General features: G+C 56.3%; 15 protein-coding genes and 1 pseudogene. 6 read left to right on the top strand and 10 right to left on the bottom strand.

Annotated elements, in window-relative coordinates; all coding sequences use genetic code 11:
• Positions 1-13 precede the first annotated feature (13 nt).
• Positions 14-1,219: a chromate efflux transporter gene (gene chrA, locus ACWKXX_RS22490; RefSeq protein WP_004206572.1), complete on the top strand. Its 1,206-nt coding sequence runs from the start codon at positions 14-16 to the stop codon at positions 1,217-1,219.
• A gap of 10 nt (positions 1,220-1,229) precedes the next feature.
• Positions 1,230-1,535, top strand: a complete 306-nt coding sequence (locus ACWKXX_RS22485; RefSeq protein ID WP_004206574.1) for a PadR family transcriptional regulator — start codon at positions 1,230-1,232, stop codon at positions 1,533-1,535.
• A gap of 128 nt (positions 1,536-1,663) precedes the next feature.
• Here ACWKXX_RS22485 and arsH read toward each other — a convergent pair whose 3' ends face one another.
• On the bottom strand, positions 1,664-2,362 hold the full coding sequence (arsH, locus tag ACWKXX_RS22480; protein ID WP_007898876.1) for an arsenical resistance protein ArsH: 699 nt from the start codon (positions 2,360-2,362) through the stop codon (positions 1,664-1,666).
• A gap of 85 nt (positions 2,363-2,447) precedes the next feature.
• On the opposite strand from arsH, the gene ACWKXX_RS22475 reads away from it, so the two are divergent.
• The 4 genes from ACWKXX_RS22475 (at position 2,448) to ACWKXX_RS22460 (ending at position 4,932) form a co-directional block, all read left to right on the top strand.
• Positions 2,448-2,768 (top strand): transcriptional regulator, encoded by a 321-nt coding sequence (locus ACWKXX_RS22475; protein ID WP_022649397.1) that lies wholly within the window; start codon positions 2,448-2,450, stop codon positions 2,766-2,768.
• A gap of 44 nt (positions 2,769-2,812) precedes the next feature.
• Entirely contained in the window at positions 2,813-4,102 is a 1,290-nt protein-coding gene (locus tag ACWKXX_RS22470; RefSeq protein WP_007898880.1) for an arsenic transporter, read from the top strand.
• Between the two features lie 12 nt (positions 4,103-4,114).
• Positions 4,115-4,540, top strand: coding sequence for a glutaredoxin-dependent arsenate reductase (gene arsC, locus ACWKXX_RS22465; RefSeq protein ID WP_007898882.1), 426 nt, complete (start codon positions 4,115-4,117; stop codon positions 4,538-4,540).
• 113 nt (positions 4,541-4,653) lie between these two features.
• The gene (locus ACWKXX_RS22460) at positions 4,654-4,932 is read left to right on the top strand and encodes an EAL domain-containing protein (protein WP_007898884.1); all 279 of its coding nucleotides are present in this window, start codon (positions 4,654-4,656) and stop codon (positions 4,930-4,932) included.
• Positions 4,933-4,954: 22 nt separating this feature from the next.
• On the opposite strand, the pseudogene ACWKXX_RS22455 reads toward ACWKXX_RS22460, so the two are convergent.
• From ACWKXX_RS22455 to fecI, 9 genes and pseudogenes are all read right to left on the bottom strand, one after another.
• A pseudogene (locus ACWKXX_RS22455) lies at positions 4,955-5,213 on the bottom strand (IS66 family transposase); the annotation flags it as partial.
• A gap of 49 nt (positions 5,214-5,262) precedes the next feature.
• Positions 5,263-5,601 carry an IS66 family insertion sequence element accessory protein TnpB gene (gene tnpB / locus ACWKXX_RS22450; RefSeq protein ID WP_028018554.1) on the bottom strand — a complete coding sequence of 113 codons (339 nt, stop codon included), beginning with the start codon at positions 5,599-5,601 and terminating at the stop codon, positions 5,263-5,265.
• A 53-nt stretch (positions 5,602-5,654) separates the two neighbouring features.
• The gene (gene fecE / locus ACWKXX_RS22445) at positions 5,655-6,422 is read right to left on the bottom strand and encodes a Fe(3+) dicitrate ABC transporter ATP-binding protein FecE (RefSeq protein WP_004152282.1); all 768 of its coding nucleotides are present in this window, start codon (positions 6,420-6,422) and stop codon (positions 5,655-5,657) included.
• A complete protein-coding gene (gene fecD, locus ACWKXX_RS22440) occupies positions 6,423-7,379 on the bottom strand; it encodes a Fe(3+) dicitrate ABC transporter permease subunit FecD (RefSeq protein ID WP_004118246.1) in 957 nt (318 codons plus the stop codon). It lies immediately after the preceding gene.
• Positions 7,376-8,374, bottom strand: coding sequence for an iron-dicitrate ABC transporter permease FecC (gene fecC / locus ACWKXX_RS22435; protein ID WP_045341317.1), 999 nt, complete (start codon positions 8,372-8,374; stop codon positions 7,376-7,378). Before fecC ends, fecD begins: the two co-directional genes overlap by 4 nt.
• Positions 8,371-9,273 carry a Fe(3+) dicitrate ABC transporter substrate-binding protein FecB gene (gene fecB, locus ACWKXX_RS22430; protein ID WP_007898890.1) on the bottom strand — a complete coding sequence of 301 codons (903 nt, stop codon included), beginning with the start codon at positions 9,271-9,273 and terminating at the stop codon, positions 8,371-8,373. Before fecB ends, fecC begins: the two co-directional genes overlap by 4 nt.
• Positions 9,274-9,317: 44 nt before the next feature.
• On the bottom strand, positions 9,318-11,642 hold the full coding sequence (fecA, locus tag ACWKXX_RS22425) for a TonB-dependent Fe(3+) dicitrate receptor FecA (protein WP_007898891.1): 2,325 nt from the start codon (positions 11,640-11,642) through the stop codon (positions 9,318-9,320).
• Positions 11,643-11,728: 86 nt separating this feature from the next.
• Positions 11,729-12,682, bottom strand: coding sequence for a ferric citrate uptake sigma factor regulator FecR (gene fecR / locus ACWKXX_RS22420; RefSeq protein WP_004118237.1), 954 nt, complete (start codon positions 12,680-12,682; stop codon positions 11,729-11,731).
• A complete protein-coding gene (gene fecI, locus ACWKXX_RS22415; RefSeq protein WP_016151347.1) occupies positions 12,679-13,200 on the bottom strand; it encodes an RNA polymerase sigma factor FecI in 522 nt (173 codons plus the stop codon). The genes fecR and fecI overlap by 4 nt, the downstream gene beginning before the upstream one ends.
• Positions 13,201-13,569 lie beyond the last annotated feature (369 nt).

The following is a 13,569-nucleotide window of genomic DNA, read 5'->3' as shown; positions in this document are numbered from 1 at the left end:
TCAGGATCTGACCATGAACGATACTGCCAGGAATGATCACAGCCCCTGGGCTGTCTTTCTGATTTTCTTCCGACTTGGCCTGACATCCTTCGGCGGCCCAATTGCCCATCTGGGTTACTTCCGCGATGAGTTTGTGACGCGACGGCAGTGGTTGACCGAGCGCAGCTATGCAGATTTGGTCGCTCTGTGCCAGTTCCTTCCGGGACCAGCAAGCAGTCAGGTTGGTATAGCGCTCGGGCTGTCCCGGGCCGGTTATACCGGGGCGCTGGCAGCATGGGCCGGCTTCACGCTACCGTCAGCAGTTGCACTGATCCTGTTTGCGCTGGGGATGACCAGTTACGGGGATGTGATGCCCTCTGGTGTATTGCATGGGCTGAAAGTGGTAGCCGTTGCGGTGGTCGCGCAAGCTGTATGGGGCATGGCCCGAAATCTTTGCCCGGATATACCGCGTATTACTGTCATGGCAGTGGCAACCTGCTTTGTGCTTCTTGTGCCATCGGCCTGGGGACAGGTGGGAGTAATCGTCACTGCGGCTGTCACTGGCATGTTACTGTTCAAACCTCAGCAGACGACGGTACATGATCCGCTGCCCGTTTCAATACGGCGTCGCGTCGGATTGTTCTGGCTCACGCTGTTCTTTGTGCTACTGACAGGGTTACCATTGCTGACGGCGATATTCCCAAATCCGACGCTGTTAATGGTAGAAACTTTCTACCGGACCGGATCACTGGTTTTTGGTGGCGGGCATGTCGTGCTGCCATTACTGCAGACTGAAGTCGTTCCTTCTGGCTGGGTCAGCACTGATACATTCCTGGCTGGCTACGGCGCTGCCCAGGCCGTTCCTGGACCGTTGTTCACTTTTGCAGCCTTTCTCGGGGCTTCGATGAACCAGGTGCCTTCTGGCTGGCTGGGTGGTCTGGTTTGTCTGCTGGCAATTTTCGCACCGTCCTTCCTTCTGATTGTGGGAGCATTGCCGTTCTGGGAAAGTCTGCGCCGCAATATCCGTACACAAGCAGCGTTGCAGGGTATTAATGCAGCCGTAGTTGGCCTTCTGCTGGCAGCTCTCTATCAACCAGTATGGACGAGCGCAGTTCTCGCTCCGCAAGATTTCGGCCTTGCCCTTGTGGCACTGGTCGCTCTGATGTTCTGGAAACTGCCGCCGTGGCTGGTCGTAGTGAGTTGCGGTGTTGCGGGTTGGTTGTTGAGTTTAGCACTGTGAGGTTCCGGGCGTGACCGACAAAGATCTTTACGGCGGGATGATCCGTTTGCACATCCTGCATCATGCAGCCAAAGAACCCGTCTTTGGTCTGGGCATCATTGAGGAATTGCGACACCACGGTTATCAACTCAGCCCGGGTACCCTGTATCCGATGCTGCACGGTATGGAAAAGAAGGGGTATCTCACCTCACGACATGTTCAGGCCGGTCGACGAAGTCGGCGAGTATATGAAATCACCGGACAAGGGCACATAGCGCTAACGGACGCCAGAAACAGGGTGAAAGAGCTGTTCGGTGAACTTGTTGAAGGCAAATGATATGCCTATGGTTTTAGTCCGGTCTGCCGTCTTCTGAAAACGACAGACACATGTAAGATTATCCGCTGCCTGGCAGAAGGAGACTTTGTGAAAACGCTCATGGTGTGTATTTATACGATCAGAAGGCGTTATATTTTTTCCTGATTGACGCGGTACGAAAGTTCCTGATGACTCTCTTTTCGTTCGCTGTAGCGATCTGCAAGGTAGCTGGTTTGTCCCCTGAGCAGCAACGTAATTTTAAACAACTCCTCTGCGACATCTACGATACGGTCGTACCATGAGGACGGCTTCATCCTTCCGTTCTCATCAAATTCCTGCCAGGCTTTCGCCACCGAGGACTGGTTGGGAATTGTGAACATCCGCATCCAGCGGCCCAGAATGCGCATCTGGTTCACGGCATTGAAGGACTGCGAACCGCCGCAAACCTGCATCACTGCAAGTGTCTTGCCCTGCGAAGGACGAACCGCGCCTTCACTCAACGGTATCCAGTCGATCTGCGCCTTCATCACCGCGCTCATAGCCCCGTGCCGTTCCGGCGAGCTCCACACCATCCCGTCACACCATCTGACCAGCCCGCGTAGCTCGGAGACTTTAGGGTGCGTATCCGGGGCATCATCCGGCAGGGGTAAACCGGAGGGGTTAAAGAATTTCACCTCCGCGCCCATCGCCGTCAGCAGGCGACCTGCTTCCTCCGCGGCAAAGCGACTGTAGGAGCGCTCCCTTAATGAGCCATACAGGATCAGAATCCGTGGGGGCTCCTGCAGGTGCAGACGTTCGGCAATATGTTGATCAAAACAGTCAGTATTCAGGGCTGGAAATTGTTCCATTTTTCTCCTCCGGAGAGAACAGGTGATTTTAAAGTTAATATATATGATCTAACATATGTGTATTCTAAAGGGAACGGAGTGAAAAATGCTACAACCTGTTCAGCTTTTCAAAATCCTGTCGGATGAAACACGGCTAGCCATCGTCATGCTTCTCCGTGAGTCCGGAGAATTGTGCGTCTGCGATATCTGCGTTGCCACCTGCGAATCGCAGCCCAAAATTTCGCGACATATGGCTATCCTTCGCGAGGCTGATCTGGTTCTTGACCGTCGGGAAGGCAAATGGATCCACTATCGTCTGTCACCCCATATTCCGGCGTGGGCAGCAGAGACAATCACGACGACCTGGCAGTGTCTGCGCGAGGATGTACGTGAATGGCTGGACAAATCAGCCTGCACCTCCTGCTGAGGCAGGAAAACATATTTACAAAATCATATATGATGGGGTCTGAGATGCTTTTGGCAGGGAGTATATTTTTACTGACGCTGGTACTGGTGATCTGGCAACCCAGAGGCCTGAGTATTGGCTGGAGCGCGAGTATCGGGGCTGTGCTGGCGCTGGGAACCGGTGTCATCCATATCTCTGATATTCCCGTTGTCTGGAATATCGTCTGGAACGCGACAGCGGCATTTATTGCGGTCATCATCATCAGCCTGCTGCTCGATGAGTCCGGCTTCTTTGAATGGGCCGCACTGCACGTCTCCCGCTGGGGTAACGGACGTGGCCGCCTGCTGTTCACCTGGATAGTCTTGCTCGGTGCCGCTGTTGCTGCTTTGTTCGCCAATGATGGCGCCGCGCTGATCCTGACGCCGATTGTGATTGCGATGCTGCTCGCACTGGGGTTCAGCCAGGGCACGACACTGGCCTTTGTCATGGCTGCAGGATTTATTGCAGATACGGCCAGCCTGCCACTCATTGTTTCTAACCTGGTGAATATCGTCTCGGCGGACTTCTTCGATCTGGGCTTTACGCAGTACGCCTCCGTTATGATCCCCGTGGATGCGGCAGCGATTGCGGCCACGCTGATCATGCTGCATCTCTTCTTCCGCAGGGATATTCCGGCAACGTATGACGTTTCGCTGCTGAAGACGCCTGCCAGTGTGATAAAGGATGCGGCAACGTTCAGGGCGGGCTGGATTGTCCTGTTATTGCTGCTTGTCGGTTTCTTCGTTCTGGAGCCGCTGGGGATCCCTGTCAGCGCGATAGCAGCTGCTGGCGCAGCAGTACTGTTTATCGTGGCGAAAAGAGGTCATGGCATCAACACAGGGAAAGTCCTGCGCAGTGCGCCATGGCAGATCGTGATTTTTTCGCTGGGCATGTACCTGGTGGTCTATGGCCTGCGCAATGCCGGGCTCACGGAGTATCTGTCTGGTGTACTGAACCTGCTGGCAGAAAAGGGGTTATGGGCAGCAACGTTCGGCACCGGCTTCCTGACCGCGTTCCTGTCGTCGGTGATGAACAATATGCCGACGGTGCTGATTGGCGCGCTGTCGATTGACGGGAGTACGGCGACTGGCGTCGTCAAAGAGGCAATGATTTATGCCAACGTGATTGGCTGCGATTTAGGCCCGAAAATCACCCCGATTGGCAGTCTGGCAACCCTGCTTTGGCTGCATGTGCTTGCCCAGAAAAATATAACGATCACCTGGGGTTATTACTTCCGCACGGGCATTATCATGACTCTGCCCGTGCTGTTTGTCACTCTGGCCGCGCTGGCGTTGCGGCTTTCCATCACTTTGTAATGAGATAAAGATATGAGCAACATTACCATCTATCACAACCCGGCCTGCGGCACTTCACGCAACACGCTGGAGATGATCCGTAACAGCGGTAACGAACCGACCATTATTTATTATCTCGATACGCCACCGACCCGTGATGAGCTGATTAAACTTATTTCAGATATGGGAATTACGGTGCGTGCATTGCTGCGTAAGAATGTTGAGCCTTATGAACACCTGGGCCTTGATGAAGAGAAATTCAGTGATGAGCAGTTGATTGATTTTATGCTTCAACATCCGATCCTGATTAATCGGCCGGTAGTCGTTACGCCGCTTGGCACTCGTCTTTGCCGCCCTTCAGAAATAGTGCTGGATATTCTACCTGAAGGTCAGAAAGGAGCGTTTACCAAAGAGGACGGCGAAAAGATCATTGACGAAACGGGGAAGCGGGTTAAGTAACCTGTTTTTTTCGTCTCATTTTTATCGTATTCGGGTGTCTGTCTGTACCATGCAGACGCTCGCTTTTTGTAATGCCAGCTAAAGAAACAGGCTTAACGTAGGATATTTTCCGTTTGCCAAGCGGCCCCCATATTGAATGGCTGACGGTACTGGATTTCGATGAGATAAAAATAGACCGTATTTTTATTGCCAATATTGATGACCCGGTGAAGCGAGCGCTACTTGTTTCTGTGGTGAAAGGGTTACGTGGTACTGGCAAACCACTGGTGTTTGAAGGGGTGGAAACGCCAGGACAGTTTGAATTCGTCCGTTCTCTTGGCCCCGGTTACCTAGTTCAGGGCTGGTATACCGGAAAACCCGAAACAATATCTGCGATGAATATTCAGGGTTAAAACGATACGGGGCCCGGCCCGTATCGGCAACCCGACCCGTCAGCGTATCGCTTTCTGTCTGAAGCCGGTTCAGGTCGGCTTCTATCTGCGCGATGCGGCGGGAGATTTATTCAGAACGACTGCCGAAGTTCATCCGGCGAAGCTTATCCAGCTGCGCCTGCAGATGGTCTATTTCGCGCTCCCGGTCGGCCTGCTTTTCCAGCAGGGCGCGGTTCAGCGCTTCCTGTTCGGACAGGCGCTGTTTCAGCAGAAGGATGTCGTCAGGGGGAGGTGTTGTTCATAAGCCCGCATTTTACCAGGCTTATTCAACGACAACCAGGATAAAGAGGCCTACAACATGGTCAGGGACGTAAGCAGTCTTTTAGGCTGCCGCCAGTCGATGCCTTCCAGAAGCATTGCCAGCTGCGCCGGGGTCAGGAACACTTTGCCATCGCGGGCAGAGGGCCAGGCGAAGCGGCCGCGTTCCAGCCGTTTGGTCAGCAGGCACAGCCCGTCGCCGGTGGACCACAGCAGTTTGACCTTACTGCCGCTGCGGCCCCGGAAGATGAAGACATGGCCGGATATCGGGTCATCTTTCAGCATCGTCTGCACCTTTGCGGCGAGACCATTGAAGCCGTTGCGCATGTCGGTGATACCGGCAACCAGCCAGATTTTGGTGCCTGTTGGCAGGTGGTTATCACTTCCTTTATCTGTCCTGTGATGATCCTTATGACTTCGCCAGACTACTTCACCACACACATGGGTCTGCCAGATACCGGTTCGGGATGGATTTCCGCTTCTACGCTGAACACCGTCTTTAGAAGCTCTGGTTTCATCACTGCTTCCGGAGCACCTTGCGCCATCACGCGACCGCTTGCCAGTACCACCAGATGATCGCAATAGCGGCTGGCCTGATTCAGATCGTGGAGTACCGTCACTACGGTTTTCCCCTGCCTTTTGAGTTCAACCATCAGGCGCATCAGTTCAACCTGATGATTGATATCGAGGTAGGTCGTAGGCTCATCAAGAAGAATGAGTGGGGTATCCTGTGCCAGCACCATCGCCAGAAACGCACGCTGGCGCTGGCCGCCGGAAAGCTGGGTTAACCTGCGGTCAGCCAGATTGCGCGTCCGGGTCTGACTCATTGCCACGTTGACCCGCTCGTTGTCTTCCGCGGAGAGTCGCCCCCACAACGACAGCCACGGGCTGCGGCCGTAGGAAACCAGTTCCCGTACAGTGATCCCCTCGGGGGATAAATGGTGTTGCGGCAGTAAAGCCAGGCGGCGAGCCAGCTGGCGGGCGGAAAAACCGGCTATGGGTTTTTCATCAAGCAATATCTCGCCAGAGTCTGGTGTTAACAGGCGAGAAAAACAGTTCAACAGCGTCGATTTCCCGCAACCGTTAGGGCCGAGCAGGGCCGTGATTTTTCCGGCAGGCAGGGCGAGAGAAAGTCCATCCAGCACGGTTTGTGCGCCATAGCTGACGGTCAGATTTTCAGTACGTAATCTCATTTATCGCATTCTCACAAGCAGCCAGACAAACCACGGTGCGCCGATAATGGCGGTCAGCACGCCTGCCGGAAGCTCCAGCGGCGGATGAATGATTCGTGCCAGCAGATCGGCAATGACCAGCAACAACGCGCCCGTCAGGGCCGAAACGGGCATCAGCCAGCGGTGACGCCCGCCGGCGATCCTGCGCACCATGTGCGGCACGACGAGACCAATAAAACTTATCGGGCCACAGACGGCCACGCCGGTTGCTGTCATCGCGACAGCCAGCATCAGCCCCTGGAACCGGGTGCGCTGAACCGACACGCCGAGCGTGGCTGCTCGTGCATCGCCCAGCGCCAGCAGGTCGAGATCGCGACAAAAGCGCAGGCTCAGCGGCAAAAACAGAATGAGCAACGGCACGGCAATCTTCACAAAGTGCCAGTCGCGCCCCCATAAGCTACCCGTCAGCCACAGCAGGGCACTGTTTACATCCTGCGGGTGCAGGAGCATCAGGTAATCCGTCAGGCTCGCCCAGCAGGCGGAAAGCGCCACGCCGGTGAGCGCCAGCTTCATCGGCTGGTGGGTCTTTGCCAGCATCTTCAGCAAGATCAACCCCGCCATACCGCCCGCAAAGGCCAGCAGCGGCAGCACCATCACGGATAGTGATGGCATAAGAAGCAGTGCTCCCACAGAGGCAAGGCTGGCGGCATGGTTAATGCCGAGAATATCCGGTGATGCTAGCGGGTTACGCACAATCCCCTGTACCAGCACGCCCGCCACGGCGAGGGCTGCACCGACAAACAGTGCCAGCAGCAAGCGCGGCAGTCGGTACTCCATCAATACATAATAATGCTCGCGTCCGTCCTGCCAGTCGGTCAGCAGCGCGCGCCACGGCACGGGGATCACCCCCATATGGAGTGATAACAGCGCACAACCTGCCAGGGCAAGGGTGATGAAAATGACCAGCGCAATTTTCATCCTCGCCTCCTCACCAGCCAGACAAAGCAAGGACTGCCAATCAGCGCCAGCACTGCGCCTGCGGGCAGATCGCCGGGGAAGGCCAGCGCGCGTGCGAGTACATCTGCCATCAGCATCAGCGTGGCCCCCAGCAGCATGCTCACCGGCAGTACGTTGCGCTGATCGAAGCCTGCCCAGAAGCGCGCCAGATGTGGCACCAGCAGGCCGATAAACGCCACCGGACCTGCCACACTGACGCACGCGCCAACCAGAAGCAGCACTAACATATTGATGATCAAACGTAGTCTCGGCAGGTTCACTCCCAGCGTATGGGCGGTACTGTCGCTGACGTTGAGCAGGTTCAGTTGATTCGTCAGCAGCAACACGACAGGGACTGCAGTGACCACCACCGGCAAGAGCTGCCAGACATCCTGCCAGTGGGCGTGGGACACTCCGCCTGCCAGCCAGTAAAAGATGCCGTAAGCATGATCTTCGGCCAGCAGCAGGGTGATGCGGGTCAGGGCCATACAAAAGGCCGACAGCGCGATACCCGCGAGGATCAGTTTGTTTCTGTCCTGGGTATGACGAAACCCGCCTCCTGCGGTCATGACCAGCAGCCAGCTCACGCCGCCCCCGCATGCCGCGATGAACGACAGGGAATAGCCTGCAACCGGCGTCGGACTCAGCGCGCTGGTAAGCGCCATAGCCAGCGCCGCGCCGCTGTTAATGCCGAGCAGTGAAGGAGAGGCCATTGGGTTGTGGGTCAGGGTTTGCAGCAGCGTGCCCGCGAGCGCCAGGCTTGCGCCGATCAGAACGGCGACCAGGCTTCGCGGCAAACGAAGGTTTTGCACCAGCGCTTCTGGTAGCGTTGGCGTGTGTCCAGGCAGCAGGGCGCGGATTGCGTCTGCTCCGGAAACAGGAATGGCCGAGTAGCAAAACAGACTCAGCCAGAAAATAATAATAAGTACTGCAACGGGAAGCCCCCACAGCAGCACCGGGTGTTTTAGCGCGGTCATTTCACATCGGTAAGCGGCTGATGGTGGAAGATTTTTACCGTGTCAGCGGCAATACGCTCTGCGGCAAAAATACCGCGCATCCGCGCCCAGGCGTTACTGTCGACTGAAGCAACCTGCTGCTTCTGCGCGGCGGTTAATATCTGCCAGAGCGGATCTTGTTGCCAGCGTTTAACAATGCTCTCTTCGCGATAGTGGGCAACCAGCAGCCAGGCAGGATTGACCGCCAGCAGTTGCTCCAGGCCGATGGACGGCATGGACGCGCCCGCCATCGCAGCGGGAACGTTCAGCCCCAGAGAAGCCAGCACGCTGCCGGTCCAGGTCTCCTGGGTATGCAGGTTGAATAGCTGTTCGCGTGATGTGCCAAAGGCCACGCGTGTCCCTGTGGGAAGCTGGCTGGACCACTGCGCCATCTTCTCTTTATGTTGTTCCAGACGCGCCTGCATCTCTCGTTTTTTACCTACCACTTCGCCGATGATAGCCGCTGAGTGCAAATTTTCAGCGTAGGTTTCGTTGCGGGACTTAAGCAGCAGTACCGGCGCGATTTGCTGCAAGGCAGTGTAAATCCCCGCATGGCGACTGCTGTCGGCAATGATCAGGTCTGGTTTCAGGGCAGCAATGGCTTCCAGGCTCGGCTGCGCGCGCGTTCCGACGGACTGCCACGGTTTCAGGTGCGCACGCACTTCGGGCAGGATGCGTTTTGCATCGTTATCGTCGGCAATACCGATCGGGCTGACGTCCACGGCGGCCAGCGCATCGGCGAACGAGAGTTCCAGCACCACAATCCGTTGTGGCGTTTTATCGAGTGTAAACGTGCCGTGTTCGTCCTGAACCGTGGCGGCAAAGGCGTGGCCGATCACCAGCAGCAGGCCTGCAAAAAGAAAACGGATAAATGCCAACATAGTCACATTCCAGCTAAAAGCCCGGCAAGCCGGGCGTTAACACATCAGAACTTCAACGACCCCTGCATATACAGCGTGCGCGGCTGGCCTGCGTAGATGCCTTTGTTGTTGTCGTCATAAGAGCGGATGAAGTAGTCCTGGTCGAAGATGTTTTTCACACCGAACGCCAGGTTCAGATCTGCCATCTGCGGGCCAAAGTCATACGCCACGCGTGCGCCCCAGAGCATGAAGCCGGGAATGCGGCCGGTACTGCCGTCGGCGCTCTCTTTCACCGTATTGGCGTTATCCGCAAACTGGCTGGACTGGAAATCGCTGTTCAGATTGAACGTCCAGTTGCCCGGCTTGTAGTCCACGCCCAGCGTGCCTTTATGTTTCGGGGAGAATGGCACCTGATTGCCATAGGTGTCGCCTTTCTCGCGGATTTCCGCGTTCACATACGCATAGCTGGCGTAGACGGAAACGTTATCAAGCGTTGGCGTTAGCGTACCCAGGTCGTAACGTGCCTGCGTTTCCAGCCCGGTATGGCGCGTTTTGCCACGTGCAGTGACGGTGTCGTTGGTCTGGTTGGAGTCGTACTGATTGTTAAAGTTAATCAGGAACAGCCCCATTTCCGCCGTCAGCGCGCCGTCATCGTAGCGGGTACCGAGTTCCCAGGTTCGCGCTTTTTCCGGTTCCACATTGCCGCTTTGCACAGCCTTGCCAATCTGGCTGTACTGTACGGTGCCGAACGAGCCTTCAGTGTTTGCATAAAGATTCCAGCTATCAGTCAGGTGATAGAGCACGTTCAACGCCGGAAGCGGTGCGTTATAGCTCACCTCTTCGTGCGTGCCTTTGATGGCGTTGTTCTGGTATGACTCGATATGTTCGAAACGCATACCCGGCGTGATGGTCCAGTTGCCGATGTCGATTTTGTCATCCAGATACCAGGCGTGCGCCTCGGTGCCGGAACGCGTGTCGCGGTCGTAAGGGCTTGAGCCGGACGGCAACTGCCCGCTGCTGGTGGCGGTGTAGTAACGCATTTCATGCGTTGATTCATTCACATAGCGATAGCCCACGCCCACTTCGTGCGCGGAAGGGCCGATCATAAAGCTCTGGCTGTAGCGTGGCTCAATACCGCGCACCCAGTAGTTACGCGGCGAGAGGGTGATGCGTTTGCCTTGCTCCAGGTAGCCGCTGCGCAGGGTTTGGGTGTAGAACCCCTGAATGTTGAATTTATGCTGGCTGTCCGGCTGGAACTGGTAGCCCAGGCTCGCCAGCTTGCGACGGCCCCAGAAGCGGTCATACGGGCGGGTGGATTGCCAGCGATCGGCGTCGTAATCCGCGCGGGACAGGCCGCCGGGCATGTCGGCTTCACCATCGTAATATTGCAGCAGGCTGTTGAAGGTGTGCACCTCATTCGGCGCATATTTGCTTTTCAGCATCAGGTCGTCGATGCGGGTGGCGCTGTGCTCGCGCCAGTCACTGCCGCGCGTGCCGGAGTAGAGCAGCGCGGTGCCAAAACCGTTGTCCGCTGTGCCGCCCACCATCAGGTTGTGCGTCTCTTTCGGGTTGTTTTGTGAAGAGGTTGGGCTGAGCTGACCTTCCACCCCCGCCTCGATACCAAAGTCCTGCGGAATGGCGCGGGTAACAAAGTTCACCACGCCGCCCACGCTCTGCGGTCCGTAACGCACCGCACCACCACCGCGCACCACGTCAATGGCATCCATGTTGCCGAGCGAAACGGGAGCCAGTGAAAGCTGCGGCTGACCGTAAGGGGCAAAGGGGACGGGGATGCCGTCCATCAGGACGGTCGAGCGGCTGGCGAGGCGTGGGTTCAGGCCCCGGATGCCAAAGTTCATCGCCAGGTCGTGGCTGCCGGTGCCGTTGTTTTCCGGCGCGCTGACGCCAGGGATGCGGTTAAGCACCTCACGCATGGTGGTTGCGCCGGTTTTGGCGAAATCCTCACGGCGGATCACGTCACGCGCGCCAGCATGTTCAAATACGTCGTTTTCACGCGCATCGCCCAGCCAGTCGCCGACCACGGTCAGGGCATCTTCTTTTGGCGCGGGCGCGGTCTCCAGCGTCCAGCTGTTATTTCTCAGCGGTTTTACCTGCAGTCCGCTGCCGTCCAGCAGTTGTTGCAGGCCGCTCTCGACGTCGTAATCTCCGTGCAGGCCGTTGCTCTGCTTGCCGCGCGTCAGGCTGGCGTCAACCGAGAGGGTAATTCCGCTGTGTGCGGCATACTGATTGAGCGCTTTGTCGAGCGATCCCGGTGCGATATCAACCTGTGCAGCAAAAGCGGAAAACGAGAGACCGGCCAGCGGCAGCAGGCTCAGGCGAATGGCGTTAACCAAAGGTGTTGTTTTACGAAAAACGCGTAACGGCGTCATACCTTCTCCATCATCATTTTTGTTGTGTTCAGCTATGAGTCGAACGAGAAGGGTAAAAAGGACAATCGAAATGAGAATTATTTTTCTTACAGCGGTGAAATGTTTATCCAGTACCGCGTAATAGACTGAATTTTAACGGGAAGCGTTTGAGCGATAACGTTCAGGATCGCATCGGTATTTTTCAGCGGGAACGTCCCGCTCAGGCGCAGCCCGGCAACGGCGGGATCGCAGCGCAGCACGCCGTTGCGGTAACGGCTTAGCGTGGCTATCACCTCACCCAGCGGTTTATCGCTGAAGCTCAGGATGCCCTTCGTCCAGCTTGTACTCTCGTCATCCAGCGGTTTCACTGCGCCAAACTCAGAGGCGCTGAACTGCAGGCTTTCACCAGCGTTCACGATGCGTTTTTGCGCGGGGGCACTGGCGAGAAGCACTTCCACGGCGTGCTGCTGCACGTCAAGCTGCGTGAAATTATCCTGCTGGCGGACGGTAAATTCTGTCCCTAAAGCGGTGAGTTGGCCCTGACGGGTCAGGACGCGGAAGGGGCGTTGCTGCGCATCTTTCGCGGTAGTAATGGCGATTTCACCGTACCAGAGCCGGACGGTGCGCTGATGCGCATCAAAACGCACATCCGCCGCGCTTTGGGTATTCAGCGTGAGCAGGGAGCCATCTTCCAGTTGCTGACGGCTGACTGCGCCTTTGGCGGTGCGGTAATCTGCCCGCAGACCTTCGCCGGTTTCCGACTGCCAGAGTTGCCAGCCTCCGCCAGCGCCGAGCAACAGCAGTAATCCTTTCATCACGTGACGGCGGGTGAGGCGGGTATCGTGCAGCGCCCGGCTGGCAACGTCGCCAGGCACACCGCCAAGCTGGTTGCGCAGGTTTTCAACCTGCTGCCAGGCCCACTGGTTATCCTGATCCTGTTCATACCACTGTTGCCAGCGCGCTTCCTGTTGTGGGCTGACGCGCTCGCCGCTTAGCACGGCATACCAGTGGGAAGCTGAACGCAGCGCCTGACGGCGGGAATCGGTTAACGAAGGATTCATAACCCATGCTCCAGACGAAACAGCAGGCAGTGCTCGACGGCTTTCGCCACGTATTTTTTCACGGAGCTGACGGAAACACCGAGTTTGTGCGCAATCTCGCTGTATGTCAGGCCATCCAGTTGCGAAAGCAGAAACGCTTCACGTGTTTTTCCGTTTAGCCCGTCCAGCATGCTGTCGACGAGTTGTAGGGTCTCGAGCTGGCTTTCGCGTTCCTCAGGTGAAGGCGCTACCCCCTCCGGCATAAGCGCCAGCATCTCCAGATACGCTTTTTCCAGCGCGTTTCGGCGAAACAGGTCCACCATCACGCGTTTGGCGATAGTGCACAGGAAAGAGCGAGGATCGCGGATCGTCGAGAGCGTTTCGCTGCTCATTACCCGCAAAAAAGTGTCCTGGGCAATGTCATCTGCATCAAAGGCAGACTGGAGTTTGCGCGTCAGCCAACTTTTCAACCAGCCGTGATGGGTGCCATAAAGCGACTCGAACGTTAAGGAAGCTGTGGAAGTGGCACGGTCAGACATGCGGAGTGCATCAAAAGTTAATTATCACGTAGCCATATTAATATGAGAATGGTTATCATTACAATTGGAAATAAAATTGTTTCCAATAAACATTTTTAACATGTTGTTTTTCTAAGTGTTATAAGGTAGGTATAAAATGGGATGGATCCTCTGCTTCTGGCATCTGTCGGTCAGAATGACATCATGATGTGGTCTGCTATTATTGACATCCTCCCCGCCCTTTAGGGCGGGGAGGATGTCAACTATGAGTGTTGCCTGAAATGTCGCCAGCCCCCGGTACAGCAGAAGTATCTCGGGCTTTCTGCGTTTGCTCCTGGTGGGTATGGCCCCCGCAAGCGGGGGTTATTGCTAACTGGGTAATGACTCAAA

The organism is Enterobacter sp. UPMP2061 (genome assembly GCF_053709615.1).
The sequence above is the reverse complement of the archived record's forward strand: the minus strand, read 5'-3'. Positions and strand labels throughout refer to the sequence as shown.